The organism is Herbaspirillum sp. Her3 (genome assembly GCF_057961275.1).
Genome location: NZ_CM176328.1, coordinates 2,388,871 through 2,415,471, shown reverse-complemented (window position 1 = coordinate 2,415,471; position 26,601 = coordinate 2,388,871). Strand labels below are relative to the sequence as shown.

Below are 26,601 nucleotides of genomic sequence, written 5' to 3'. Positions count from 1 at the left end.
ACATTCAGGAAAACTGAATGATCTCTTTGTAATATTCAACTTTTCCAATTATACGATTGCGCGCACCATGCAGGTCTTCGGCAAGCGCCGGCCGTTTTTTCGGCGCCCTTCCCTGCACTGGAGCAAACCGTGAGCACTCTTCCCCTGATCTTCATCGATGGCGACCAAGGCACCACTGGCCTGCAGATCCACGAACGCCTGCGCGGCCGCAATGACCTGCGCGTACTGACCCTGCCGGCCGCCGAACGCAAGGATGCCCGGCGCCGCGCCGAGGCCATCAACAGCGCCGACATCGCATTGCTGTGCCTGCCCGACGCCGCCGCCCGCGAAGCCGTGACCCTGATCGAAAATCCCAAGGTACGCGTAATCGACGCCAGCTCAGCCCATCGCACCACGCCGGGCTGGGTGTATGGCTTCCCGGAGATGGCCGCTGAACAGCCGCAGGCCATTGCCAACGCCCAGCGCGTCACCAACCCCGGCTGCTACCCGACCGGCGCCATCGCCCTGCTGCGTCCGCTGGTACAGGCCGGCCTGGTGCCGGCGGATTATCCGCTGACCATCCATGCGGTCTCCGGCTATTCCGGCGGCGGCCGCGCCCAGGTCGACCAGTACGAAGGCCCCGCTGCCGCCGAGGCCGCGCCCTACGTGCTGTACGGACTGGGGCTGGCGCACAAGCATCCGCCCGAAATGCAACGCTATGCGGGCCTGTCGCAGCGGCCCATCTTCGTGCCCAGCTACGGTGCCTTCCGCCAGGGCATCGTACTCTCCATTGCCTTGCAGACGCGCCTGCTGCCGGCCCACGTCACGCTGGAGAGCCTGCGCGCCACACTGCAGAAGCACTACGCCGGCGCGCGCCATGTCGCGGTACTGGATGCCGAACAAAGCGCCGCCACGGTCCAGCTTGACCCGACCCGCCACAACGACAGCAACGACATGACGCTGGGCGTGTTCGGCAACGCCGCCGAGGGCCACATTCTGCTGTGCGCGGTGTTCGACAACCTGGGCAAGGGCGCTTCCGGCGCCGCCGTGCAGAATCTGGACCTGATGCTGCGCGGCTGATGACTCGCGTATGACGGTTAGCGTGATACGCAGATGAATCAGGAGGAGCGGGTGCATCCCTGGCGCAACGCCCGCCGTCAAGACGGTGGCTCGTAAAATGCCGTAAAGCGTTGATCGGGGCCAGGGCAAAAATGCGCAGGCTGTGGCATGATTGCACCTCGATTCGCCACCCAGACCGCAGGCGACGGCCATGGCAGAGCTGGCCGCCGCCCCCTCGAAGCAAGATGTCCACCACCCTAGGCGCCATCGCGTGCAAGTATTTCGACGCGACTATCAAACTGACTCCCGTATTGCGTACCGATGGCAAATGGACGGCGTTCGTCCATATTGACTTCCCGGACCGCACCACGCATGAATTCGGCGATTTCAAGCCGGGCAATTCCAAGATGGCAGCGTTGCAGAATGCCGTCACTGCCGCCGAGCAATACATCCGCGAGCGCAAGAAAAAATAAGTTTTTCCGCTCTGCCTGCAGCGCAATGGAAAACGGCCTGCATCGCTGCAGGCCGCCATGCACGGCTATCCGGGCGACGGGCTCAGTTCATCTTCACGCCCGCAGCCTCGCTTTCCTTATAGATCGCATCGATCAACTCCTGCCCCACGCGCGCGGCCATGCTCTTGTGCACCGGTAGCAGCGCCCGCCGCCACTCGGCTTTTTCTTCCTCGCTCAGTGTATATACCTTGGTCTTGCCGCTGGCCTTGATGGCGGCCAGGGCATCGTCGTTTTCCTTCTGGGCGATCTGGTTGGCGTAGACCGTGGCCTGCTTCATGGCGCCCTCAAGCTGGCTGCGCACGTCCGCCGGCAGGGCATCCCAGAATTTCTTGTTCACGATCACCGCATAGCCGATGTAGCCATGCTCCGAGACCGTCAGGTTGGACTGCACCTCATGCATCTTCTGTGTATATACGTTGGAGGGCGTGTTCTCGCTACCATCGACCACCCCGGTCTGCATGGCCTGATACACCTCCGAAAACGCCAGCACCTGCGGATTGGCCTTGAGCGCGCGGAACTGTTCATCGAGCACCTTGGAGGACTGGATGCGCATCTTCAGCGCCCGGAAGTCCGACACCTTGTGCAACGGGCGATTGGCCGTCATCACCTTCATGCCGTTATCCCAATAGGCCAGGCCCTTTATGCCACGGCTCTCCAGCTTCTGGAACAGGCCCTGCCCGACCGGGCCTTCGGTCACGCGCTTCAAGACCGTCTTGTTGGGGAAGATGTAGGGCAGATCGAAGACCTCGAATTCCTTGGCGCCCAGCGGCCCGAACTTGGCCAGCGACGGCGCCAGCATCTGCACCGAGCCCAGCTGTAGCGCTTCCAGCTCTTCCTTGTCCTTGTAGAGCGTGCTGTTGGGATAGACCTCGACCTTGACGCGGCCGTTGGTGGCCTTCTCGGCCAGTTCCTTGAAACGTTCCGCGCCCTTGCCCTTGGGCGTGTCATTGGCCACCACGTGGCTGAACTTGATGACGATGGTCTGCTGGGCCAGCGCTGCTGCGGCCGGCCAGCCCAGCGTGGCAAAGGCGCAGGCGGTCAGTGCCGCCCGCATTCTGGTGATGGTCATGCGTGTCTCCTCGGGGTGAAGCCAGGCGACCGATGACCTCGGCCGGCCAGCGTTAAAACACAATCAGGTCGCGCAGGCCCTCCCCGCTGTGCAGGCGGTCAAAGCCGCGATTGATGTCGGCCAGGGCCATGCGCTCGCCCATGAGCTTGTCCACTGGCAGCTTGCCGGCCTGGTACAGGCCGATGTAGCGCGGGATGTCGCGCACCGGCACGCAGGAGCCGATGTAGCTGCCCTTGACGGTGCGTTCCTCGGCCACCAGGCTGACCTGCTGCAAGGCCCAGTTCTGGTTCGGTGCCGGCAGGCCGGCCGTGATTGTCATGCCGCCGCGCCGGGTCATGCGATAGGCCGCCTCCATGGCCTGCACCGAACCGGCCATTTCAAAGGCGTAATCGACACCGCCACGGGTGAGCGCCTTGACCTTCTCCACCGCGTCCGGATCACGGGCATTGACGGTGGCCGTGGCACCGAGTGCGCGCGCCACCTCCAGCTTGCTGTCGTGCAAATCGACTGCGATCACCTCGCGCGCACCCGACGCAAGCGCCCCCAGCATGGCGCACAGACCCACACCACCCAGGCCCAGCACAGCGGCCGTGGTGCCGGCCTTGACCTCGGCCGTATTGACCGCCGCGCCCACGCCAGTGAGCACGGCGCAACCAAAGAGCGCGGCCTCCACCGGATCGATATCGGCCTCGATCTTCACGCAGGAGCGGCGCGACACCACCGCGTGATCGGCAAAGGCCGACACCCCCAAGTGATGATGCACGTGCCCGCTACCGTCATGCAGGCGGCGCTGGCCGCTCAGCAACTGGCCCACCGTATTGGTCGCAGCACCCGGCTCGCACAGCGCCGGGCGGCCTTCCATGCAGGGCAGGCAATGGCCGCAGCTGGGCACGAAGACCAGCACCACCAGATCGCCCGCGCGCAGGTCGCTCACGCCGCTGCCCACCTGCACCACTTCAGCCGAGGCTTCATGACCCAATGCCATGGGCACCGGACGCGGACGCACGCCGGTGATGACCGACAGGTCGGAGTGGCACAGGCCGGCCGCCTTCATCCTGACCAGCACTTCACCGGGGCCGGGCGGATCAAGGTCGAGCTCCTCGATCTTCAGCGGCTGGCTTGCCGCAAACGGGTGGGCCTCGGTCATTTCGCGCAGCACGGCGGCATGGATCTTCATGGTGTCGTCTCCCTCCTGGTTGGAAAACGCCTAGGTTACACGAGCCACGGCTGCCTCGATCCGCGCTCAATCAAACCAGCGCCCGGCCGCGCGCAGCAATTGTTCCGCCTGCAGGATCACCGGCTTGTCGATCATCCGCCCCTTGAGCGAAATGGCGCCGCCATCGCTGGCGCGCACCGCTGCCATCACCTCCTCGGCCCAGGCCAGTTCCTTTTCGCCGGGCATGAAGCCGCGCCTGACGACGGCCACCTGACGCGGGTGGATGCACAGCTTGGCGCCAAAGCCCAGGCGCCGCGCCCGCTGCACCATGCGCGCCAGAAAGGCGTCGTCATTGAAATCGGTAGTCACGCCATCGATGGGTGGCGCAATACCGGCCAGGCGCGACGCCATCACCATTTCCACACGCAAATGCATCAGCTCTTCTTCCTCCGGTCCACATTGCATGCCAAGGTCCACCTGCGCATCGATGGAACCGAAGGCCAGCCGCTGTATGCCCGGCACGGCCGCGATCTCGCGCATGGCGGCCAGGCCGGCTGCGCTTTCGATCAGGGCGATCAGGCCGCATCCCGGTCCCAGGCGGCGTGCAATGGACGTGAGCGTGCTGGCCTCTTGCGCCTTGGGCAGGACGATGCCGGCGATCGATGGCGCAGAAAACGTCAACAGGTCATCGCCATGCCATTCGGTATCAGCTGCGTTGATCCGCACCCACAGGCGGGGTTGCGGGCCATTGCCCTGCAGCCAGCGTGCCAGCGTGGCGCGTGCCTCTTCCTTTTGCGAGGGCGCCACGGCATCTTCCAGGTCGACGATGACGGCATCGGCCCCGCTCTCCAGTGCCCTGGCATAGCGTTCGGGCCGATTGGCCGGCACGAAGAGGTAGCTGCTTGCCGTGCTGATGGGGGGTGCCATCACACTGCTCCCCGTTCACGCAGCGCCGCGATGGCAGCGGCGTCGTAACCCAGCCTGTGCAGGATGGCGTCGGTATGCTGGCCGAGCGCGGGGATGGCGTCCATGCGGTAGCCATAGCGGTCATTGCTGCCCGGCGGCAAGAGCGCGGCGACCTTGCCTGCAGGCGTATCGACCTCGGCCCAGCGCTCGCGCGCGGCCAGTTGCGGGTGCTGCCACAGGTCCTGCATGGTGTTGACGCGGGCATTGGCGATCTGCGCCTGATCCAGCCGCGCGACGACCTGCTCGGCCGTCATGTCGGCGAACATGGCCAGGATCAACTGGCGCAAGGCCTCGCGATGCTCATGCCGAAGCGCATTGCTGGAGAAGCGCGCATCGCCGGCCAGGGCGGCATCCTGCAGGACCACTTCGCAGAAGACCTTCCATTCACGCTCATTCTGCAAGCCCAGCATGACGGTCTTGCCATCGCCCGCGACGAAGGGGCCATAGGGATAGATGGTGGCGTGCTCGGCCCCCGAGCGGGCCGGTGCGCTGGCCCCTTGATAGGCGTAATACAGCGGAAAGCTCATCCACTCGGTCAACGCCTCCAGCATCGACAGATCGATGTGGCTGCCGCGCCCATCGCGCCCACGCTGGATGAGTGCGGCCAGGATGTTGGAATAGGCGTACATGCCGGCCGCGATATCGGCAATCGAGCAGCCGGCCTTGACCACTTCATCGGGCGTGCCGGTCACCGAAAGAAAACCGGCCTCGCTCTGGATCAGCAGGTCATAGGCTTTCTTGTCGCGGTAAGGCCCGTCCTCCCCATAGCCGGAAATATCGCAGACGATCAGACCCGGATACTTCGCCTGCAGCACCTTGGCGGAAAGCCCCAGCCCGGCTGCTGCACCCGGCGCCAGATTCTGTACCAGCACGTCGGCCTGGGCCAGCAGTTGATCGATGATGCGCTTGCCCTCCTCATCCTTGAGATCAAGGGTGAGGCTTTCCTTGGAACGATTGGTCCAGACGAAATGCGAGGACAGGCCATGGACGCGCGTGTCATAACCGCGCGCAAAGTCGCCCGCGCCCGGACGCTCGATCTTGATGACACGGGCACCCAGGTCCGCCAGCTGGCGCGTGCAGAACGGCGCTGCGATGGCGTGTTCCAGACTGATGACGGTGATGCCCTCCAGCGGGCGTGGCGCGTGCGGCATGGAGACTCCCTTGATCGGCCGGATTCAGAAGGACCGGGGCAAACCGAGGACGTGCTCGGCCACGTAAGAAAAAATCAGGTTGGTCGAAATCGGCGCCACCTGGTACAGCCGCGTCTCGCGGAACTTGCGTTCGACGTCGTATTCGCAGGCAAAGCCGAAACCGCCATGCGTCTGCAGGCACACATTGGCCGCTTCCCACGAAGCCTTGGCCGCCAGGTACTTGGCCATGTTGGCCTGGGCGCCGCAGTCCTGCTGTGCGTCGAAGCGTGCGCAAGCCTGGTAGCGCATCAGGTTGGCAGCCTCGATCTCGATATAGGCATCGGCAATCGGGAACTGCACACCCTGGTTCATGCCGATGGGCCGGTCGAACACCACGCGCTCCCTGGCATAGGCGGTGGCCTTGTCGATGAACCAGTAACCATCGCCGATGCATTCGGCCGCGATCAGGGTGCGCTCGGCGTTGAGGCCATCGAGGATGTAGCGGAAGCCGCGTCCTTCCTCGCCGATCAGGTTCTCGGCAGGAATTTCCAGATTATCGAAGAACAGTTCATTGGTCTCATGGTTGACCATGTTGAGGATGGGCCGCACCTCCAGCCCCCGGCCAAGCGCTGCCTGCAAATCCACCAGGAAGATGGACATGCCTTCGGATTTTTTCTTCACCTGCTCCAAAGGCGTGGTCCTTGCGAGCAGGATCATCAGGTCCGAGTGCTGCACCCGCGAGATCCATACCTTCTGGCCATTGACCACGTAGTGGTCCCCTTTCTTCACCGCCACCGTCTTGATGCGGGTGGTGTCAGTGCCGGTGGTGGGCTCGGTCACGCCCATCGATTGCAGGCGCAGTTCACCGCTGGCGATCCTGGGCAGGTAGTGCTGCTTCTGCTGCTCGGAGCCATGGCGCAGCAGCGTGCCCATGTTGTACATCTGGCCGTGGCAGGCACCCGAATTGCCACCGGTCCGATTGATCTCTTCCATGATGACCGAGGCTTCGGTCAGGCCCAGGCCGGAGCCGCCATATTCCTGCGGAATCAGCGCGGCCATCCAGCCGGCCTTGGTGAGCGCATCGACGAAGGCTTCGGGATAGCCGCGCGCCTCGTCGACCTTGCGCCAGTATTCCGCCGGAAAGGTCTGGCACAGGTCGCGCACGGCATCGCGCAGGTCGGTGTAGGCATCGGGGACGGCTTGGTACGACATGAAGGGTCTCCACCAAATTATTATTCAAATGGTTTATATCGTTTCAATCGAGCAGGGCTTCCGCCTGCATGGCCAGCTCGCCCTGCGCGTTCTGCGCCCACAGCGCCACGCTCCTGCCATCGGCAGCGGGATTGCCGCACAGCGTGAAGGCTTCGGTATCGAAGAGACTGCCCACGGCGCGGAAGTTGAATGCGCGCATGACGGCCTGCGGCCTCTCGCGCGCCACTAGATCGGCCAGCAAGGTGGCGATCAGCGGACCGTGCACGATCAGGCCGGGATAGCCCTCCACCTCGGTGACGTAGCTGCGGTCGTAATGGATGCGATGGCCATTGAAGGTCAGCGCCGAATAGCGGAACAGCAGCACCGGGTCCGGCTCTATCCGGCGCGACCACAGCGCATCGGTGGGCGCGCTGCGAGGCTGGACCAGCGGCGCGCCAGGCTGCGGCAGATCGCGGTACACGATGTCATGCTCTTCGGTCAGGCAAACCTGGCCTTGATGCCGAATGGTGTGCTGCACGGTGACGAAGGCCAGCGCCCCGGTGCGCCCTTGCTTGACCTCCACGCTGGCGATGCGCGAGACCTTCTCGGCCTGTGCGCCGATGGGTAGCGGCGCTGCAAAGCGCAGCCGCCCACCCGCCCACATGCGGCGCGGCAAGGGCACCGGCGGCAAGAAGCCGCCGCGCTGCGGATGTCCATCGGGCCCCACTTCGGACTGGCGGCACACATTCCAGAAATAAATCCAGTGCCACAGCGGCGGCAGATCGTCGCCCGCTACCGGCTGGCGCGCGCCATCCAGCGTTGCGGCCAGTGCAGCGGCCATGGCGGGACTGATCTGGTCATGCAGGGTGTCGGTCTTGTCCAGCCATTGCTGCAGCAGGGCCAGATCGAGGTCGGGGTGCGACATGTCTCCTCGCATCGTTATCGGTTGGGCGCCAGTCTGTAGCCGCCACGCGCCGCAGACAATCTGTATTTTTGGAAGGGGGGCTTACGCAGAACTGAAGGCAGGTGTGGTCAGCAACTGCGGCGGCGCAGCACAAGGAAGCTGCATCAGGCTGCATGAAACGGCGCAAATCGGCGTAGCATGGGCCACTATCGCCGACACGTTTTCAGCGCGCGGCCAAGTCGCTGATTCTTCCGGGAGACATCATGCTTTTCGATCTGACCGACCTGCGCCTGTTCATCCTCATCGCCGAGCTCAACAGCCTCACCCGCAGCGCCGAGCGCATGAACCTCTCGCTGGCCGCCACCAGCAATCGCATCAAGGAACTGGAGACCCGCTTCGGTACCCGCCTGCTCTATCGGGAGAGCAAGGGCGTGCAGCTCACCCCGGCCGGGCAGACGCTGCTGCATCATGCGCAGCTTTTCATGCAGCAGGTGGAACACCTCAAGAGCGACATGCAGCAGTACAACAACGGCATCAAGGGTTACATCCGTATCTTCGCCAACACCACGGCGGTCACCGAATTCATGCCCGAGATCCTGGGCAAGTTCCTGGCCAAGCATCCGCAAGTGAATGTCGCACTGGAAGAGCGCCTGAACCACGACATCCTGCGCGGCATCCAGGAAGGCACGGCCGACATCGGCATCGTCGCCGGACCGGTACAGGGCGATGGACTGCAAGTGCTCAACTTCTCCACCGACCGCCTGGTACTGGCCACCGCGCTGGAACACCCGCTGGCCGGCGCCGGCAGCCTGCCCTTCCTCGACACGCTGGAATACGAACACATCGGCCTGCACGAGGGCAGCACCTTGCAGCATTTCTTGAACAAGATCGTTTCCGAACATGGCCAGCGGCTCAAGCTGCGCATCCAGGTCCGCAGCTTCGAAGCCATGTGCCGCATGATCGAGACCAACGTCGGCATCGGCATCCTGCCGCGCTCAGCGGCGCAGCGGCATCAGCAGACCATGCAATTGTCGGTGGTGGAATTGAGCGACCCGTGGAGCGTGCGCGAACGCAGCCTGGTGTTCCAGAACCTGGATACGCTCTCGCCGCATGCGCGCAACCTGGTGGACTTCATCCGGGAAGAGATGATGCGGCCCGATGAAGAGGACAAGATCGTCTCCCTGCTCGACAAGATGAGCGCCTGAAGCCGCGCCCGGCAAGACCGCCGGATTCAGCCGCCGATCATCATCCACACCGACAGCACCAGCAGCGCTGCGCAGAAGAGAATGCGCAGCCGCCGCTCCGGCAGATGGTGTGCCAGCGCCACGCCCCAGGAAATGCTCAGCACGCCCCCGAGCGCCATGGGAATACCGACCGACCAGTCCACATGTCCCGCATGGGCATAGGTCCACAGCGCCACCAGCGTCCCGGGCGTGACCATCGCCAGCCCCAGACCTTGCGCGGCCGTCTGCGTCACACCGAAGAGCGCCGTCAGCAAGGGCACCGCCACGATGGCGCCACCCACGCTGAAGAAGCCCGCCGATGCACCGGCCGACATGCCCACCAGCGGAATGTAGCGGCGCGGCAGGACCAGGGAGGATTCGACGCTGCGCTTGTTGCGCAACAGGGTCCACAGGTAGTACAGCGCCAGCAGCCCCATGAAGGCGGCGAAGCAGACATGCAGGCTGCGCGCCGCCATGGCCGTGGCCACGCGTGCCGAGAGATAGGTCGTGAAGACGGCCGGCACGCACATCATCGCCGCAGTGCTCCACTCGATGCGGTTGCGCTGCTTGTAGCGCCAGAAGGCGATGACCACGTTGGGCACGATCATCACCAGCGCCGTGCCCTGGGCCAGTTGCTGGTCCATGCCGTAGAGGTAGCCCAGCACGGGAATGGCGATCAGGCCGCCGCCAATGCCGAACAGACCGCCCATGGCGCCCAGCAGGCCGCCCAGCAGGAAATTGACTACGCAGGAGAAAAACAAGGAAGACGTCATCGGTGTACAGTGATGCCTCTGCGGACCGGCTGCCGTTGGCAGTGGCCGCATCGAAGGATAAAAAAGGAGACTGACATGAGCGGTGTCATCGTGTTTGCGCTGGAGATGGGCGTGGTCGCCCTCATTGCGCTGGCCATCTACATGGTGATGAAGAAGTAGCCCCGCCGGTCAGGCCCGACAGTGTAGCGCAGCCCGCCCCCTGCTGTCCTGGCGGCCGGTGCTCCCCCTGCAATCCCCCTCAGTCAAGGAAGACAGAATGGATCTCGGCATCAAAGGAAAAACCGCGCTCGTCTGTGCATCGAGCAAGGGCCTGGGCCGCGCCTGCGCGCTCTCGCTGGCGCGCGAGGGCGTGCACGTCACCCTGCTGGCACGCGGCGCGGAAGCGCTGGAAGCCACAGCCCAGGCCATCCGCCAGGAAACCGCCGCCACCGGCGCCATCATCACCACCGTCGCCTGCGACATCACCCCCCCGGAAGGACGTACCCTGGCCCTGGCGGCCTGCCCTGCCCCGGACATCCTGGTCACCAATGCCGGCGGCCCCAAGCCGGGCGATTTCCGGGAGTGGACGCGGGATGACTGGATTGCGGCAGTGGATGCCAACATGCTCACGCCCATCGAGCTCATCAAGGCTACGGTCGATGGCATGATGGCGCGCGGTTTTGGGCGCATCGTCAACATCACCTCCAGTGCGGTGCGTGCGCCGATTGACATCCTGGGGCTGTCCAACGGCGCGCGTTCGGGGCTGACGGGCTTTGTGGCGGGGCTGGCGCGCAAGACGGTGGCGCATAACGTGACCATCAACAATCTGTTGCCCGGTCCCTTCGAGACTGACCGTTTGCGCTCGACCGCCATGGGCGCGGCCAAGGAGAGTGGCCGTACGGTGGATGAGGTGCTGGCCGACCGGCGCAAGCTCAACCCTGCGGGGCGTTTTGGGGATCCGGCCGAGTTTGGCGATGCTTGCGCTTATCTGTGCAGTGCGCAGGCGGGGTTCATCACGGGGCAGAATCTGTTGATGGATGGCGGGGCTTATCCGGGGACGTTCTGATGGAGGGGTTCGCGGGCTCTCGCGTTACATGATGGCAAGGGTGGATGCAAAGCAAGTGATGTGATGTATAATGCGGCCCTCGTGCGACGGGCGCCATGCCCGTAGGTAGCTGCACAAGGAGGTTTGGGTGAGTGGTTTAAACCAGCAGTCTTGAAAACTGCCGACGGGGTGACCCGTCCGTGAGTTCGAATCTCACAGCCTCCGCCAGGACATCATATGGAACGGGCCTTTCAGGCCCGTTTTTCATTTCCACTCGCAAATCCCCAAAAACATTCGTTCTCACGCCCCATCAAGCACACCAATGCCTATCGCATCCCTTGCCGACCAAGAACGAGACCAACCAAGATAATCACCGCCGAAAGAATCAGCGCTAGCTCAATCCGTTCACCTAGAACGACTGCCGCAATTCCGATGCCGAGCACAGGCGTAGCAAGAACCCCGAGAGCTGAAGTAGCAGCGGAAACCCGCCTATTTACGACAGTCATCGCCCAAAACCCAAGTGCCGTACCGATAGCACCGTTGTAGGCCAGTGCGAATACTGTGGCCGAGCTTACGTGAGCAGGCGGCAATCCTTCCAATCCCAGAGCAAGGCCACTGAGCACCAGGGTCGCCAGCAAACATTGCCATGGCATCAGTTGAAGAGGCGTAGCGGCCCAGCGATGAGCACGCGTGTAAATGATGCTGACCGACCAGCTGAGCGAAGCCAGAAGCGGAAGGACATTCCCCCAAATGGCGTCCCTGCTTCGCCAATCAGACGCATTCGATCCGACCAGCAACAAGAGCCCGCCAATGCTGATTACCATGCCCAACATCTGTCGAATTGACATTTTCTCTTTGAGAAAAACGAACGCCGCAGGCGCCACCCAGAGTGGTGTCGTGTAGCCCAGGACAATGGCCCGGCCAGCAGAAATATGCGTCAGCCCCAGCGTCATCAGGGCCGCGAAGCCAACCATGTGAAACAGGGAAATGCTGACGATAACCGGATAGTCACTTCGCGGCGGAAGGATAAGCTGGCGATTCAGATAGAGGATGGGAAAGAGCAATATCGCCGCCAACGCCGTCCTCACCGCGACGGCCCATAACGGTGCGATATCATGAACGGCCAGCTTCATGACCACCCAATTAAGACTCCAGGCTAACACGACAAAAATGAAGAGCCCGATAGTTGACCACGTAGCCGGCACCGGCTGGCCAGAATGCGAAGATGTGCTCGAGGTGGATGTCATGGCCGGCCCTGGTAGACAAGTCGTTCTACATTGCCAGATGTAGACTGATCTGTCTACACTAAAAACCATGCGACCACTTGTAAAGCCCTCACCTCCTCCCCTATCCCCGCGAGACCGCATCCTGCAGGCGGCGCAAGACCTTTTCTATCAGCATGGAGTAAGGGCTACCGGGGTGGATCGGGTGATTGCCGAGGCCGGCGTGACAAAGGTCACTTTTTATCGTCACTTCCCGTCCAAGGATGACCTGATTCAGGTATTTCTGCAGCAGCGCCACGAACGGTGGATCACGTGGTTCCAGACGCAGCTTGCGATAGCACGGGCATCTCAGACGCCAGCAAAAAGAAAGAAGCATCCCCTCGCTCCGCTGCTGGAGGTTGCTCGGGAATGGTTCGAAGCGCCAGGCTTTCGCGGTTGCGCGTTCGCTAACACCGTGGCCGAGGTCGGACACGGCATGCCGTCGATCATGGAGATTGCACAACAACACAAGAGAGAAGTACAGGAGGCCATTGAGGCGCTTCTCCCAAAAGGCGCAACATCTTCCGACATCGCCTGGGCTGCGACTGTGGCCTTGGATGGGGCCATTGTGAATGCTCAATTCAGCGAATCGTCGAAAGAATCTTCCCTTGGGGTTCTGCAGCATCTGCTTCGAGAGTTGGAGAAAAACCTCTGATGACTTTTCTTTAGGCATCCCGCCCTTACTGCGGCGCTCTCTCAACGACGTGCCACCGGTCTGAAACTGGCCCTCCCCATCTCCCCCGCATTAGCCAACAACCGCAACCGCGCCGACCGCCACTCCCCCAGCGAACGAATACGTTCCAGCTCGGCATCACTGAGCCCCGACTGCGCATTGAGCATCTCAACGATATCGGCAGCCCCCGCATCATACTTGCGCCGCACCGACTCCACCGCCCGTTGCGCCGCCTCCAGCAAGCTCCTTGCAGAGGCCATGCTACGCAAGGCCGTGGTCGCCTCGACGTAAGTGGTAGCGATATCACCCAGCACCTGCGCCTGCACATCGCGCAACTCAGCTTCGCGCAATTCGACCTGAGCCTGCGCACCGTCGATCTTGTAATTGCGTGCAAAACCTTCAAACGCGGGAATATTGAGATTCAGCCCCACCACCGTTTCACGGTCACCCCGGCTGCCCCCGCCCTGATTGGGACGTCCGTTGACAAAGCGGCTCGCGCTCAAGTCCAGCGTCGGCAACCCTTCCGAACGTGCCACCTTCACCTTCTCGCGCGCCGCCTCCACCTGCGCGCGCGCGCCCAGGATGGCGGGGTGATACTGCCTGGCTGATTGCAGCCATCCCGGCAGATTCTGCTCCAGCCCCAGCGGATCTTCTTCCACCTCCGTCGACAGCGACAACGCAGGCGCATCCCCGGCCTCGTCCAGCAAACCCAGCCCCACCGCCAGCGCCACCAGGCTGCGCTTGTGCTGGCCGGTAGCACGCGCCAGTTCCAGTTCTGCCTTGGCCACAAAGCTGCGCGCCTGCAGGGTTTCCGGCAAGGCGCCCACGCCCCGCTGCTCGCGCTTGATGGCCGTCTCCAGCACCTGGCGGGCCAGTTGCAGGCTGCGCTCGCGCGCCTGCTGGGTGGCGCGGGCACTGTGGGCGTCATAGTACAGGCCAACCGCACCGGCCATGGCCTTTTGCAGGGTCGCATCCTGGCTGGCCAGAGCAGCCTGCAACAAGACATCGGCCGCACGCTGGTTGGCGCTGCGGCCACCAAAATCAAGCAACCGCCAGGTCAGCGTGGCATAGAGCGTGCTGACCGAGCGGCTGCTGCTGCCCTGCTCCGAACTGGCGCTGTCGCGATAGCGGCTGGCACCGGCACCCAGCGTGGGCAGGTACGCCGCACGCGCCTCGCCCAGTTGCGCCGCCTGCAGCTTGATGCTGGCCCAGGTGGCCTGCACCTGCGGCTGGTGGCACAGCGCCAGGTCCACCGCATCCGCCAGCGTCAATACCTTGCCGGGGACAAAACTGCTGCTGGTGCAAACCATGGCCTGCTGGTCGCCCGGCAGCACCTTGCCATGATCCAGTTCGGGCGGCCGCGCCAGCAAGGGATCGAAGCGCGCAGGCTCGCCGCTGCGGGCCGGGGATGCCGCCAGCAGCGCAGCCGCCATTCCCAGAGCAAGCGGCCAACGGTGCAGAGGATCAGCGCTCATGCAGGGCCTCCTTCTGGTGGCGCAACAAGGGCGAGAGCGCATATTCGATCACGCGGCGGCTGCCCGTGCGGATGCCCACATTGACCGCAAGACCCGCCGACAACGGCAGCCTGCGGCCATCCACATCGAGACTGTTTCTGTCCATGACGATGCGGGCGGTGTAGATCAGGCCCTTCTTCTCATCCTGGATGGCGTCGCGTGAGACCGAGACTACCCTGGCCGGGAGCGTGCCGTACTTGGTGTAGTCGAAGGCATCGACCTTCACCTCCACCTCCTGGCCGACCTCGACGAAGCCCACGTCCTTGTTTTCGATCTGGGCCTCGATTTCGATATCGTCTTCCTCCGGCACGATCTGCATGAGCGGCTGGGTCGCCGCCACCACGCCACCGATGGTATGCACGTTGAGCTGCTGCACGGTGCCCGTGACCGGCGCGGTCAAACGCAACAACTTGCTGTGCTCGTCGGCGCGGCGCTGGTCCTGGCGGGCGGCCTCGATGATCTTCTCGGCCTCGATGCGGCTGTCGTGTGCTTCCTTCTGGATCTGCGCCAGCAAGGCCGCGCGCTGGTTGCGGGCATCGGCCAGCTGGCCCTGCACATCGACGCGCGCTTGCTCCTTCTCCAGCCAGGCATGATGCGACACGCTATGGTCTTCCATCAATGCACGGTAGTCGCTGGCACGCTGGCTGGCCAGGCGCAGCGCTGCACCGTAGCGGACGATCTCGTCATCCAAGCGAGCCAGCCGGGCGCGGAAGTCATGGTACTGCCCCTGCAACTGCCGCTGCACGGAGTCCCATTGCGGCTGCGCCACGTCGGGCACTTCCTCCAGTTGCGGCGCGCGCAGTTGCTGCACCGCCTGCATCATGGCGGCCGCCCGCGCCACCTGCAGCCGCGCCTGCGCCACCGCATCGGCGGCCTTGTCGCGTTCGGCGTCACTGCTGGTGGTGTCGAGTTCCACCAGCGGCTGGCCGACTCGCACGTGCTGCCCTTCGCGTACCAGGATGTCGCGCACGCTGGCCACTTCGACGGAGGCGATGGTCTTGGTGCGGCTGGACGAAATGACCTTGCCATTGGCACTGACCACGATGTCGATCTGCCCGATCAATGACCACGCCAGCACCAGCACGACCATGGACACCAGCACGCGTGCCGTCCAGCGCAGGCTGGCAGAATCGGGCGCTTCCTGCAGTGACAGCGCGGCCGGCAGGAACTCAGCTTCCTGCTGGTTGAACAGGCCAACCTGCTGCTGGTGGCGCGCGCGCCAGGCCTGCAGGAAGCGGCGCCCATAGCGATGCCACAAGGCCATCCAGGCCTGGGAACGATGATGCAGGCTCATGCTGATTCTCCCTGTATCGGCTTGCCTGCCTGCAGCGCATGCAGATGGGCATAGATGCCATTGGCCAGTCCCAGCAGTTCCTCATGGCGGCCACTCTCGACGACGTTGCCGCGCTCCATCACCAGGATGCGGTCGGCCTCGCGCACGGCCGAGAGCCGGTGGGCGATGATGAGCACGGTGCGTCCGGCGCAGATCTGGCGCATGTTGTCCTGGATGATTTTTTCGGATTCATAGTCCAGGGCGCTGGTGGCTTCATCGAAGATCAGGATGCCGGGATTGCTGATCAATGCGCGCGCAATGGCAATGCGTTGGCGCTGGCCCCCGGAGAGGCCCGTGCCCTGCTCGCCGACCAGCGTGTCGTAACCCTCGGGCAGCTCGCAGATGAAGTCATGCGCGCCCGCGAGGCGGGCTGCGGCGATCACTTCCTCGATGGAGGCCGAAGGATCGACCAGGGCAATGTTGTCGCGGATGGAGCGCGAGAACAGCGTGTTCTCCTGCAGCACCACGCCGATCTGCTGGCGCAGCGAGGCAGTATCGATGATGGAAATATCCTGCCCGTCCACGCTGATGCGCCCGCTCTCGCAGACATACAGCCGCTGCACCAGCTTGGCCAGGGTACTCTTGCCGGAACCGGAACGGCCGACGATGCCAATGACCTCGCCCGGCCGGATCTGCAGCGACAAGCCGCGAATCACCTCCGGCGTTTCCGGCCGATAGCGAAAGCTCACGTGCTCAAAGGCAATCGCCCCGGTCACGCGCGGCAAGCGCGTGCGATGGCCGGCGATCTCGCTGCGGGCATCGAGCACGTCCGCCAGCCGGCTCATGGAAATGCCGACCTGCTGGAAGTCGTTCCACAATTGCGCCAGCCGCAGGATGGGCGCGGCCACCTGTCCAGCCAGCATGTTGAAGGCCACCAGCTCGCCGACCGACAAGGCGTTGTCCACCACCTGCAGTGCGCCCAGCCACATGATGCCCACCCCGACGAGCTTGCTGACCAGGCTCACGCCACCGCTGGCCAAAAGGCTGATGTTGGTGGTGGTCAGGCCGGCGGCCACATAGCCGGCCAGTTGCTGGTCCCACTTGCGTTGCCAGTGCGGCTCCACGGCCATGGCCTTGACGGTATCCATGCCGGTCAGCGTCTCCACCAGGAAGGATTGGTTCTCGGCGCTCTTGTTGAACTTGTCGCTCAGACGGGCGCGCAGCAGCGGTGTGAAGATCAGTGACAGCAACAAGTAGACCGGGATGGACGCCAGCACGATCAGGCTCAGCGGCACGCTGTACCAGAGCATCACCGCCAGGAAGATGAAGGAAAACACCAGATCCAGCACCAGCGTCATGGCATTGCTGGTGAGGAAGCTGCGGATGTTCTCCAGCTCGCGCACCCGCGCAATCGAGTCACCTGCACGGCGCACCTGGAAATAGGCCAGCGGCAGGCTCAGCAGATGGGCAAACAGGCGCGCGCCCAGTTCCACGTCGATCTTGCTGCTGGCCTTGGCGAAGATGGCAGTGCGGATGCCATTGAGCAGGGCCTCGAAAATGGTGGCGGCGATCAGGCCCACCGCAATCACGTTCAAGGTCATCATGGCGTGATTGACCAGCACCTTGTCCATCACCACCTGGAAGAACAAGGGCGTGACCAGCCCGATGATCTGCAGCACCAGCGAGATCAGCAAGACCTCGCCCAACACCTTGCGGTACTTGACCACGGCCGGGATGAACCAGGTGAAATCGAAGCGCGCCGATTCCCCGGTGTAAGTCGCCTTGCTCGTCATGAGGATGACCTGCCCACACCAGAAGGCGGAGAATTCCGCACGCGACATCACCTGCGGCGGCTGCCCCGGCTGCTGGATCAGCATGCGCGCGCCCGCACCCGGCTGGCCTTGCCCGGGTTCGATCTTGGCCAGCACGAAGAAGCGGCCCTCATGATCGATGCCGATGGCTGGCAAGGGAGTACGCTCCAGCCGTGCGGGATGCTGGCGAATGCAGCGCGCCTTCATGCCCAGCGTGCGCGCGCCCAGCAGGATGTTCTGCACACCGAAGGGCTGGCGGCCGAAGCGGTGCTGCAATTGCTGCGCATCGGCGGCGATGCCGTGCAACTTGGCCAGCATGATCAGGCACAGCAAGCCACTGTCCATGCCTGCCTGGCCGGCGTCGTTATCGCTCTGGTTCATAGGATTCCCGAAGAGGGTGGATGACTGTCGTCGTGATCGTCGGCCCGATGGCGGGACACCGATCACGTAAGCGCTTCCGGGCCTGCTCAGTGATTGACCGTCAGCAGCACCTTGCCCGCTGCGCTGGCCTGGCCGCTGGTCCATTCGGTCTGCAACGGTGGCGGTGGCCCGAAGCTGGCCATGGCCTGCACCAGCTGGGCCACATCGGTGTCGTAGAGGGTGTAGCCCTCGGCGGTACAGATGCGTTCGACGTGATTGTCGGTGCCACTCATGCCGCCCACGTACCAGTCCTTGATGGTGAGGCGGTCGCTGCTGTCCAGCACGTCGATCTGCAGATCCTGGCCGGACTGGCTGAACCAGAGATTGGTCTGCCTGATGTCCTTGAACTGCAGCAAGTCCTGGTTGCCGCGGGTGGCATCGCTGTCGATGATCTGGTCGCGGCCATCGCCGCGGGCGAAGACATAGGTATCGTTGCCGGCACCGCCGATGAGGATGTCGTCGCCACGTCCGCCGGTGAGGATGTTGTTGCCGCGATTTCCCGTGAGCACGTTATCGAGGGCATTGCCGGTGGCATCGGTGTTCTCGTTGCGCACCTTGATGGGGTCGCGCGTATAGACCATGTTGGCACCGTATGCGTCGGCCACCTTGCGCATGTCCTCGGCCGACAGGTAGCGGTTGGCATCGGCCAGTTGTCCGCGTCCCGAGTCGGCGATGTAGAAGCCAAGCACATCGCCGCTGCCGGCATCACACGCCACGCCGGTGACCGTGACCACGTGGTTGAGCACACCGCCCTGGACATAATCCGGGTCGCCCCACAGCTTGCCTGCGTTGACGGCGATCAGGACGCCACGGCCATCCTTGAGCAGGCTGGCCAGCCTGGCCTGGTCGTAACCGTCGCTGACCTCGGCCGGCAGGCCGAAGCTCTTGAGCAGATTCACCTGATCGTACTGATTGCAGCCCCCGCGCGCAGCGTCGCTGGTGGCCTGCGTACGGCACCAGCCATTGGCGATGGCGCGCTTGACCACATCGGCCTCGTTCTCCTGCTGGCCGGACATGATGCAGATGTTGGCCACGCTGGTCTCGCCGCAGGTTCCCTTGTAGCCCGGCACCTCGTCGCCCTGCGAATAGTCCAGGTCATAGTTGTGCGGGAATCCGTACACCAGCGCCGCCTTGCCGTTGATGGTCTCGGCCTGTGCGCTGGTGCTGTCCATCAGGGTCAGGTTTTCGAGGTTGTCGCCCAGGGTATAGCTGATCTTGGAGAGGACCGTATCGATGCCTTCATCGGCCTGTTCCACCACCTTGTCGCCGGCGTTGTCGACCACATAGGTATCGTTGCCCTTGCCGCCGATGAGGGTGTCGGCGCCCTGGCCGCCGTCGAGCAGGTTGTCCTGGCTGTTGCCGGTGATCAGGTTGTCAAGGGTGTTGCCGGTGCCATTGAAGTTGTCGCCTTCGGCCAGGTGCAGATCTTCCACATAGGCCGTGAGCGTGTAGTTGCAGGAGGCGATGACGGTGTCATGTCCTTCGTTGGCTTGCTCGGCCACCGTGTCACCACTGCAGTCGACCACGTAGGTATCGTCGCCCTTGCCGCCTTCCAGGTAGTCGGCCCCGGTGCCGCCGTCGAGCAGGTCATTGCCCACGCTTCCATACAGGGTATCGTTGCCGGCGCCGCCATAAAGCAGGTCATCGCCACCGATGTCGTTGGTCGCTGCGGCGTAGGCACGCATGTAGTCACCATAGAGCACATCATCGCCGTCGCCGCCTTGCAGGACATCGTTGCCAGCGCCGCCATAGAGACGGTCGTTACCCTCGTCGCCATAGAGCTTGTCATCGCCGTCATCGCCATAGAGGTTGTCATCACCTGTGCCGCCCCATAGCTGGTCATTGCCGAAGCCGCCCGAGATACTGTCGTTACCCGCGCCGCCCACGATCTGGTCGTCATCGGTCTGCCCGGCTTGCAGGCCCTTGGCACCGTGCACGCTCAGGTCATTGCCATACAACTGGTCATCGCCATCGCCGCCCCAGATGCGGTCATTGCCCAGGCCCCCAAAAATATGGTCGGCACCGGCACCACCCGAGAGCAGATCGTTACCGTCATCGCCGACCAACTGATCATCGCCGTTTTCGCCATAGAGTTGGTCGTCGCCTTCCTTGCCCCACAAGAGATCCTTGCCATCGCCGCCCCACAGGATGTCGTCGCCCTTGCTGCCATTGATCACGTCGTCACCGCCGCCACCGGCCAGCTGCCGGAAGGGACCGGCCTGGGTGTTGACGTTGTAGTTGGAGGTGCCGAGGTTGGGGTCGAGCAGGTCATTGCCGTCGGTGCCAACCAGGCAGCCCGGGCAGCTGTTGAGCGCCTTGATCTGGCCCGGGCCGAAGTTCACCGTGCGGCCGTTGTCGAGGTGGAAGGCATTGCCATCGTCACGCAGGCTGCGGAAATTGCTGTCCGGGACGGGCGGCTCCGGGGGCGGTGCCATATAGATCGCAGCGGGCGGCGCTATATAGCCGGTAAGCGCGGGGACGGAGGGAGTTGCAGGAGCGACGGCCGGTGCCACTGCTGGCGGCACATCAGCCGATACCACCGGCGCACCTGGACTGCTTGGCACAGGGGCTGGCACCGGGCAGGGAACGAGCGAAGAGACCGGCACGGGCACGCAATCGAAGCTGAGGATCACGTCCGGAGGAAATGCATCAGCCAGGGGCACCAGGTCGGTGGTCCAGCAAGGCGCCTGATTGGGCTTGGTCTGCGGCGGTGCGGTCTGGACGACCGGGCCAGCGGGATCAGGCTGGAGTGAAGCGGGCATGGCGGAAAAGGGAAGAACCGGGCAGGCCGGCGCCAGCATGGGCGCTGCCGTACCCGCTGCGGATACGGCCTGTACGTCCTCGCCCGGCGCTATCGCCGGCTTGCCCACAGCCGGGACAACGGCACGCCCCTTGACCAGATCGGCCTGCGCCACTTCGGACGAGCCGGCTTCGCTCCAGGCCGGTAAGCCGGGGCTCCCGACAGTCGGTGCCACCAGCGGCGGTGCGCCCTCCTCCTCGTTCTTTGCGCGGGAGGTCTGGTCGCGGCGGCTTGCGCGGGCCGCGCGCGCGGCTGGCGCTGGGGCGGAGAACGGATTGGCCTCCGCCGCCGGGTCCGAAGCGAAGGCGGAGACGGGCGTGATGCCCTCCTCTACCACGGTCGGCGCATGGACGAAACTGGCGGTACTGGTCAGCGTGGCGGCCGCAGCCTTGCGTTGACGAACGGGCGTGGTCGGCGGCGTCGAAGCCAGCGGCGAGACGCGATTGGGGGCAATAGTGATGGTCATGGCGTTTTCCCTGAGCGGTGTGAATCGATGGCAATGACACGCATCGAGCTTGTTGCCGGGCCACGCCTGCACCTTGCGGACGGCACTGCTGCCGGTCAGGTGCGTGTGGCCTCATCTCGAATTTATTCGTGCCAAAACTCGTAAAACTTCTTCCCGCTGCCATTCAACCCAAGCTTGCCGCCGCCCACAATCGCACCATGGTGCCGAGACGGCACGGCCTGGAAAGCCCATCGGACGGGCGCATGGGGGCCAGGTGAACGCTTCTTCAGCACCTCCCTAGGCGGCTAGCCGCACGAACATGATTTATGTGAATAAAAAGGCGAAAACGCAGGCGAAGAAATCTTCACCCTTGCTTCGCTGGAATGGAAAACATACAACACCGGGCAAGGCGGAAAACCGCACCCGCCCGGCGCTGGCCTCAGAACTTGTGCCGCAAGCCAATGCGCAAGACGTTCTGGCTGCTGTCGTCGGCGGGCGCCGACGAATAGGCCGCGCTGATCACACCGGGATTGAGCACGTCACTGGCGCTTTGCCGGCTGGCCATGGCATACACGTCGGTGCGCTTGCTGAAGAAGTAATCGACGCCGAGGTTGAACTGTGTGGTGTGCCCACGGGTTGCCCCGCCATTGGTACGCGCCAGGTCGGCGCGGTCATGGATGACGCTGGCCAGCAGGTGCAGCTTGGCGTCCATCGCATAGTCCACGCCCACGTCGAACACGTTGGCACGGGTAGCGCTGGTGATGGCCACCAGGCCGGTGGCGGCCAGCGGTTGCTGCGTAGGACGGCGTACCTGCGACCAGGCCGCGAACAGCTTGGCTGGCCCAGCCTGATAGCTGGTGCCGAGGGTGAAGGTCTTCAGGTCGGTATCACCGGCCGACGACGGCGGCGCATCGGCGGCCAGCTTGCTCTGGTAATAGGCTGCGCCGATGCCGGCATTGCCACGCTGGTAGTTGGCGCCTACGCCGAAGGCTTGCCCGGCCGAGGTCTGGCCGGCGACTTCACCGAAACCATAGAAGAGGCTGCCGGTGAATCCATCGATCTCGGCCGTATCGAAGCGCACCGAATTGTTGGTGCGCGCTCCGGTCAGACGGTCCAGGCTGTTGAAGTGGCCGGCGCGCACACCGCCGCCGCCGAAGATCTGGAAGGAGCTGTATTGCAGGCCGATCTCTTCCAGATAATCGGTCTGGCGGCCCACGGTGAGGGTGCCGTAACGGCCGCTCAGGCCAACCACCGACTTGCGGTCGAACAGGGTGCCGGGCGTGGCCATGGCGCCGTCGTCGGCCGAGAATCCGGTTTCCAGCTGGAAGATGGCGGCCAGTCCGCCACCCAGTTCTTCCCTGCCGCGAAAGCCGATGCGCGAGGCCATGGCATCGCCCGAGTCCAGGCTCACGCGGCTGTTGTTACCGGTGCCGACCTTGCTGGTGTAGACCATGCTCATGTCGATAACGCCATAGACGGTGACGGTGGAGGTCTGGGCCTGGGCGAGTTGGGCGGCATTGGCAAGGCCCAGCGCTGACAGTGTGAGGATGAGTTTTTTCATGAGAAGCGCGCCGTAAGCGGCATGGTGCAGAAAACGTCAAATCATCCCTGGTGCTTTCTGCCGGGTGAAGGAGCAGGATTGCGCTGGCCAGGTCCAGGCAGAGCGCATGGTAGAAGCCACGCTGCACACCGGCAATTACCTCTTGGGATAGTGCGCGGCAGGCTTGCACAGCGGCTGGCGCGAACCCTCCCTGCATGCCATACTTGCCGCGGCCTGCTGACGCTTTTTGCGCATCGGCGGGCAAGTTCGGTAAACTGCCCTCTTCCAACCCTGCCCGCGCTGGCCTGATCCGATTTGAATACCGCCGCCACCTTCCGCCTGGAACCGTCCAGCCCGCCCGTGCTGCACGTGGAAGGCGACTGGACCTTGCGCAACTACCGCGCGCTGTCGCGCCAGATTGCGCAGCAGCGGCCGGCCGCAGGCGAGGAGGTGGTGTTGACGTTTTCTGCACTGACCGCCTTCGACACCGTGGGCGCCAAGCTGCTGGTGGATCTGCTGGGCGTGCCCGCAGCGCTGCGCCAGACCGGTGACGACAGCAGCCTGCCCCGTGCCTGGCGCGGCCTGCTGGCCGCTGTCGCCGAAGCCAAGGCCATCGCCATGCCCAAGGCCGCGCCACCGTCGCAGGCCTGGATCACCGACATGCTGGAACGCGCCGGTATCGCCACGCTCAACCTGCGTGCCTGTTCGCGCGGGCTGCTGGGCTTTGCCGGGCTTTGCCTGCAGACGCTGGTGGCCTCGTTCTGGCGCCCTTCGCGCTGGCGATTCACCGGCGTGGTGGTGCAGGTCGAGCAGACCGGGCTGGATGCGGTGCCCATCGTGTCCCTGCTGACCTTCATGGTGGGCGCCGTGGTGGCCTTTCTTGGCGCCACCGTGCTGGCCGACTTCGGCGCCAGTCTCTATACGGTGGACCTGGTGGCTTTTTCCTTCCTGCGCGAATTCGCCGTGCTGCTGACCGCCATCCTGATGGCCGGACGTACCGCCAGTTCCTTTACGGCGCAGATCGGTTCGATGAAGGCCAATGAAGAGATCGACGCCATCCGCGCGCTGGGCATGGACCCGGTGAACCTGCTGGTGCTGCCGCGCATCATCGCGCTGTTGATTTCGATGCCGCTGCTGACCTTCATCGCGATGATGTCGGGGCTCTTCGGGGGCGCCATGGTGTGTGCGCTGTCGCTGGACATCAGCCCGACCATGTTCCTCTCGCTGCTGCAGCAGGACGTCGGCATACGTCACTTCGTGCTGGGCATGGTCAAGGCACCGCTGTTCGCCTTCGTGATCGCCATCATCGGCTGCAATGAAGGCTTCAAGGTCAGCGGCAGCGCCCAGTCGGTGGGCCAGCACACCACCTCCAGCGTGGTGCAGTCGATCTTCGTGGTGATCCTGCTGGATGCGCTGGCGGCGCTGTTCTTCATGGAGATGGGATGGTGAATCCTGTTCACGCCAACGGCACCGTGGAGTCCATCATCGACGTGCGCGGCCTGCGCAACCAGTTCGGTACCCAGGTGGTGCACGACCAACTGGACCTGCAGGTGCGGCGCGGTGAAATCCTCGGCGTGGTGGGCGGTTCGGGCACCGGCAAGTCGGTCCTGTTGCGCAGCATCGTCGGCTTGCAGCGTCCGGCAGCGGGCCAGGTGAAAGTGTTTGGCCAAGACCTCTCGGCCTTGTCCACCGAAGCCCGCTCGCAGTACGAGCGGCGCTTTGGGGTGCTGTTCCAGCAGGGTGCGCTGTTCTCCTCCCTGACCGTATTGGAAAACATCGCCCTGCCCCTGACCGAATACGGCGGCCTCGATGCCGACGAGGCGCGCGGCGTCTCGGCCATGAAGCTGGCCCTGGCCGGCCTGCCCATCGCCGCCGGCGACAAGTATCCGGCCGCGCTCTCGGGCGGCATGATCAAGCGCGCCGCGCTGGCCCGCGCACTGGCACTGGACCCGGACATCCTCTTTCTGGACGAGCCCACGGCCGGGCTCGATCCCATCAGCGCGGCCGCCTTCGACCGCCTCATCCTGACCCTGCGCGATGCGCTGGGCCTGACCGTGTTCCTGGTCACGCATGACCTCGATACCCTCTACGCCATCTGTGACCGCGTGGCCGTGCTCTCGGCTAAGCGCGTCCTGGTGGCCGACCGCATCGAGGCGGTGGCGGCCTTCGATGATCCGTGGATACAGCAATACTTCCAGGGCCCGCGCGGACGGGCCGCCAGCCAGGCCGCGCTGCGCGCAGCGGCCGCCCCAACGCATCAAGGAAACGCCTAATGGAAACGCGTGCCCATCACGTCCTCATCGGACTCTTCACGATCCTCGTCGCCCTGGCGGCGCTGGTGTTCTGCCTGTGGCTGACCAAGGTCGGGCAGGACCGCGACGTCGACTACTACACGGTGATCTTCAACGAGGCCGTCAGCGGCCTCTCGCGCGGCAGCCCCGTGCAGTACAGCGGCATCAAGGTGGGCGACGTGGTGGGCCTGAGCCTGGACCCGGCCGATCCGCGCAAGGTGCGTGCGCGCATCCGCGTCACCGGCAAGGCGCCGATCAAGGAAGATACCGGCGCCAAGCTGGCCCTGGCCGGCATTACCGGCACTGCGCTGATCCAGCTCACCAATGGCACCCCCGAGAGTCCGCGGCTGGAATCCAAGGATGGCAGTGATCCCGTCATCATCGCCTCGCCCTCGCCGCTGTCGTCCCTGCTCTCCAATGGCGAAGACCTGCTCTCCAACGTCAACGAAGTGCTGCTCAATGCCAAGCAGTTCCTGGCCCCCGAAAACGCCCGCCGCCTGAACCAGACCCTGGCCCACCTGGAGCAGTTGACCGACACCCTGGCCGCCCAGCGCGGCAACGTCGGCACCGCCATGCAGGAGCTGGCTGCGGCCGCGCGCCAGGCCAACCTGGCCATGCAATCGGCCAACCAGTTGCTGGCCACCCGGGGCAACGATGCCATGGGCAACCTGCAGCAAGCCATGCGTTCGCTGGCCGCCAGCAGCCAGCAGATCGAAAAGCTGATCCAGCAGAACCAGGCTGCGCTCAACAATGGCGCCCAGGGCGTGGCCGAGATCGGCCCGGCCATCACCGAACTGCGCAGTACGCTCTCTTCGGTGCGGGCCATCAGCCGCAAGCTGGAAACCAATCCCGGCGCTTACCTGTTGGGCCAAGACAATCTCCAGGAATTCCAACCATGATGACCCCGCTCCTGCGCACCGCGCTGGTCGCCGCCAGCCTGGCCCTGACGGCGTGTTCCATCCTGCCCAAGGCCGATCCGCTGGCGGTCTATCGCCTGCCGCCGCTGGCCTCTGGCAATTTTCCCCAGTCCGGCACGCCCTATCGCTCGCTGCGCATCGCCACGCCTGCGGCCAATCGCAGCATCGACAGTGAACGCATCCTGGTGCTGCCCGAAGGCGACGTGATCAAGTCCTATGCCGGCGTGCGCTGGAGCGACCCGGCACCGCAGCTGCTACGCGACCGCCTGCTGGATGCCTTCCAGGCCGACGGCCGCTTCCCGCGCCTGTCCGCCGACAACACCAACATCGCGGCCGAGGTCGAGCTCGATGGGACGCTGACGGCCTTCCAGACCGAATATCGCAAGGGAGTACCGAGCGTGATGATCGTCTACGATGCCCGCCTGATCGATACGTCCAGCCGCCAGCAGCTGGCTGCGCGGCGCTTTGCGGCGGTGGAAGCGGTGGATGGCAGCAAGGTGCCGGAAGTGGTCAGCACCTTTGGCAGCGCCTCGGCGCGGCTGGCCGCAGACGTCGTGGCCTGGGCTGCCACGGTGCGATGAACGATTTGCGTCGGCGCGCCATTATCCAAACGTAGCATGGGCAAATCTGCTTGCCTGTGGCAGTCTGGCCGGTATTTTTCTTGCGGAT

Annotated in this window: 23 protein-coding genes and 1 tRNA gene; 11 read left to right on the top strand and 13 right to left on the bottom strand. The window is 64.2% G+C overall.

The genetic code is table 11. From position 1 onward, the window contains the following. Positions 1 to 129: 129 nt before the first annotated feature. Both argC and ACVC5H_RS11085 read left to right on the top strand, forming a co-directional pair. Entirely contained in the window at positions 130 to 1,059 is a 930-nt protein-coding gene (argC, locus tag ACVC5H_RS11090) for an N-acetyl-gamma-glutamyl-phosphate reductase (protein ID WP_489622343.1), read from the top strand. Positions 1,060 to 1,283: 224 nt separating this feature from the next. Further along, positions 1,284 to 1,511 (top strand): hypothetical protein, encoded by a 228-nt coding sequence (locus tag ACVC5H_RS11085; protein WP_489622342.1) that lies wholly within the window; start codon positions 1,284 to 1,286, stop codon positions 1,509 to 1,511. Between the two features lie 82 nt (positions 1,512 to 1,593). Here the strand turns inward: ACVC5H_RS11085 and ACVC5H_RS11080 are convergent, their stop codons facing one another. From ACVC5H_RS11080 to ACVC5H_RS11055, 6 genes are all read right to left on the bottom strand, one after another. Next, positions 1,594 to 2,619 carry a TRAP transporter substrate-binding protein gene (locus ACVC5H_RS11080; protein ID WP_489622341.1) on the bottom strand — a complete coding sequence of 342 codons (1,026 nt, stop codon included), beginning with the start codon at positions 2,617 to 2,619 and terminating at the stop codon, positions 1,594 to 1,596. 52 nt (positions 2,620 to 2,671) lie between these two features. Next, positions 2,672 to 3,796: a zinc-dependent alcohol dehydrogenase family protein gene (locus tag ACVC5H_RS11075; protein WP_489622340.1), complete on the bottom strand. Its 1,125-nt coding sequence runs from the start codon at positions 3,794 to 3,796 to the stop codon at positions 2,672 to 2,674. A gap of 66 nt (positions 3,797 to 3,862) precedes the next feature. Further along, positions 3,863 to 4,702 carry an HpcH/HpaI aldolase/citrate lyase family protein gene (locus ACVC5H_RS11070; protein WP_489622339.1) on the bottom strand — a complete coding sequence of 280 codons (840 nt, stop codon included), beginning with the start codon at positions 4,700 to 4,702 and terminating at the stop codon, positions 3,863 to 3,865. Then, entirely contained in the window at positions 4,702 to 5,892 is a 1,191-nt protein-coding gene (locus tag ACVC5H_RS11065; RefSeq protein ID WP_489622338.1) for a CaiB/BaiF CoA transferase family protein, read from the bottom strand. The genes ACVC5H_RS11070 and ACVC5H_RS11065 overlap by 1 nt, the downstream gene beginning before the upstream one ends. Positions 5,893 to 5,916: 24 nt before the next feature. Beyond that, on the bottom strand, positions 5,917 to 7,083 hold the full coding sequence (locus ACVC5H_RS11060; protein WP_489622337.1) for an acyl-CoA dehydrogenase family protein: 1,167 nt from the start codon (positions 7,081 to 7,083) through the stop codon (positions 5,917 to 5,919). 43 nt (positions 7,084 to 7,126) lie between these two features. Beyond that, on the bottom strand, positions 7,127 to 7,987 hold the full coding sequence (locus ACVC5H_RS11055) for an HTD2 family dehydratase (RefSeq protein ID WP_489622336.1): 861 nt from the start codon (positions 7,985 to 7,987) through the stop codon (positions 7,127 to 7,129). Positions 7,988 to 8,229: 242 nt separating this feature from the next. On the opposite strand from ACVC5H_RS11055, the gene ACVC5H_RS11050 reads away from it, so the two are divergent. Beyond that, on the top strand, positions 8,230 to 9,171 hold the full coding sequence (locus ACVC5H_RS11050) for a LysR family transcriptional regulator (RefSeq protein ID WP_489622335.1): 942 nt from the start codon (positions 8,230 to 8,232) through the stop codon (positions 9,169 to 9,171). 26 nt (positions 9,172 to 9,197) lie between these two features. Here the strand turns inward: ACVC5H_RS11050 and ACVC5H_RS11045 are convergent, their stop codons facing one another. Further along, the gene (locus tag ACVC5H_RS11045; protein ID WP_489622334.1) at positions 9,198 to 9,962 is read right to left on the bottom strand and encodes a sulfite exporter TauE/SafE family protein; all 765 of its coding nucleotides are present in this window, start codon (positions 9,960 to 9,962) and stop codon (positions 9,198 to 9,200) included. A gap of 12 nt (positions 9,963 to 9,974) precedes the next feature. Between ACVC5H_RS11045 and ACVC5H_RS11040 the strand changes: the two genes are divergently transcribed. From ACVC5H_RS11040 to ACVC5H_RS11030, 3 genes are all read left to right on the top strand, one after another. After that, positions 9,975 to 10,121 (top strand): hypothetical protein, encoded by a 147-nt coding sequence (locus tag ACVC5H_RS11040; RefSeq protein ID WP_489622333.1) that lies wholly within the window; start codon positions 9,975 to 9,977, stop codon positions 10,119 to 10,121. A gap of 97 nt (positions 10,122 to 10,218) precedes the next feature. Next, positions 10,219 to 11,007 carry an SDR family oxidoreductase gene (locus ACVC5H_RS11035; RefSeq protein WP_489622332.1) on the top strand — a complete coding sequence of 263 codons (789 nt, stop codon included), beginning with the start codon at positions 10,219 to 10,221 and terminating at the stop codon, positions 11,005 to 11,007. 117 nt (positions 11,008 to 11,124) lie between these two features. After that, a tRNA-Ser gene (locus ACVC5H_RS11030) sits at positions 11,125 to 11,214 on the top strand. A gap of 98 nt (positions 11,215 to 11,312) precedes the next feature. Here the strand turns inward: ACVC5H_RS11030 and ACVC5H_RS11025 are convergent. Further along, positions 11,313 to 12,119 (bottom strand): DMT family transporter, encoded by an 807-nt coding sequence (locus ACVC5H_RS11025; protein WP_489622331.1) that lies wholly within the window; start codon positions 12,117 to 12,119, stop codon positions 11,313 to 11,315. A 286-nt stretch (positions 12,120 to 12,405) separates the two neighbouring features. On the opposite strand from ACVC5H_RS11025, the gene ACVC5H_RS11020 reads away from it, so the two are divergent. Then, positions 12,406 to 12,903, top strand: a complete 498-nt coding sequence (locus ACVC5H_RS11020) for a TetR/AcrR family transcriptional regulator (RefSeq protein WP_489622330.1) — start codon at positions 12,406 to 12,408, stop codon at positions 12,901 to 12,903. A gap of 41 nt (positions 12,904 to 12,944) precedes the next feature. Here the strand turns inward: ACVC5H_RS11020 and ACVC5H_RS11015 are convergent, their stop codons facing one another. The 5 genes from ACVC5H_RS11015 to ACVC5H_RS10995 all read right to left on the bottom strand — a co-directional run bounded on the left by ACVC5H_RS11015 (position 12,945) and on the right by ACVC5H_RS10995 (position 22,745). Further along, complete coding sequence (locus ACVC5H_RS11015; RefSeq protein ID WP_489622329.1) at positions 12,945 to 14,396, bottom strand: TolC family protein; 1,452 nt, start codon at positions 14,394 to 14,396, stop codon at positions 12,945 to 12,947. Next, positions 14,386 to 15,729 (bottom strand): HlyD family type I secretion periplasmic adaptor subunit, encoded by a 1,344-nt coding sequence (locus ACVC5H_RS11010; RefSeq protein ID WP_489622328.1) that lies wholly within the window; start codon positions 15,727 to 15,729, stop codon positions 14,386 to 14,388. The genes ACVC5H_RS11015 and ACVC5H_RS11010 overlap by 11 nt, the downstream gene beginning before the upstream one ends. Then, complete coding sequence (locus ACVC5H_RS11005; RefSeq protein WP_489622327.1) at positions 15,726 to 17,900, bottom strand: type I secretion system permease/ATPase; 2,175 nt, start codon at positions 17,898 to 17,900, stop codon at positions 15,726 to 15,728. The genes ACVC5H_RS11010 and ACVC5H_RS11005 overlap by 4 nt, the downstream gene beginning before the upstream one ends. Positions 17,901 to 17,986: 86 nt before the next feature. After that, complete coding sequence (locus tag ACVC5H_RS11000) at positions 17,987 to 21,205, bottom strand: calcium-binding protein (RefSeq protein WP_489622326.1); 3,219 nt, start codon at positions 21,203 to 21,205, stop codon at positions 17,987 to 17,989. 418 nt (positions 21,206 to 21,623) lie between these two features. Beyond that, a complete protein-coding gene (locus ACVC5H_RS10995) occupies positions 21,624 to 22,745 on the bottom strand; it encodes a porin (RefSeq protein ID WP_489622325.1) in 1,122 nt (373 codons plus the stop codon). A 294-nt stretch (positions 22,746 to 23,039) separates the two neighbouring features. Here ACVC5H_RS10995 and ACVC5H_RS10990 point away from each other — a divergent pair, with 294 nt between their 5' ends. The 4 genes from ACVC5H_RS10990 to ACVC5H_RS10975 are packed head-to-tail and all read left to right on the top strand — an operon-like array spanning position 23,040 to position 26,513. Further along, complete coding sequence (locus ACVC5H_RS10990; protein ID WP_489622324.1) at positions 23,040 to 24,173, top strand: MlaE family ABC transporter permease; 1,134 nt, start codon at positions 23,040 to 23,042, stop codon at positions 24,171 to 24,173. Continuing rightward, positions 24,167 to 24,997: an ABC transporter ATP-binding protein gene (locus tag ACVC5H_RS10985; protein WP_489622323.1), complete on the top strand. Its 831-nt coding sequence runs from the start codon at positions 24,167 to 24,169 to the stop codon at positions 24,995 to 24,997. Before ACVC5H_RS10990 ends, ACVC5H_RS10985 begins: the two co-directional genes overlap by 7 nt. Continuing rightward, entirely contained in the window at positions 24,997 to 25,914 is a 918-nt protein-coding gene (locus ACVC5H_RS10980) for an MlaD family protein (protein ID WP_489622322.1), read from the top strand. The genes ACVC5H_RS10985 and ACVC5H_RS10980 overlap by 1 nt, the downstream gene beginning before the upstream one ends. Next, positions 25,911 to 26,513 (top strand): ABC-type transport auxiliary lipoprotein family protein, encoded by a 603-nt coding sequence (locus ACVC5H_RS10975; protein WP_489622321.1) that lies wholly within the window; start codon positions 25,911 to 25,913, stop codon positions 26,511 to 26,513. The genes ACVC5H_RS10980 and ACVC5H_RS10975 overlap by 4 nt, the downstream gene beginning before the upstream one ends. The last annotated feature ends 88 nt before the right edge of the window (positions 26,514 to 26,601 follow it).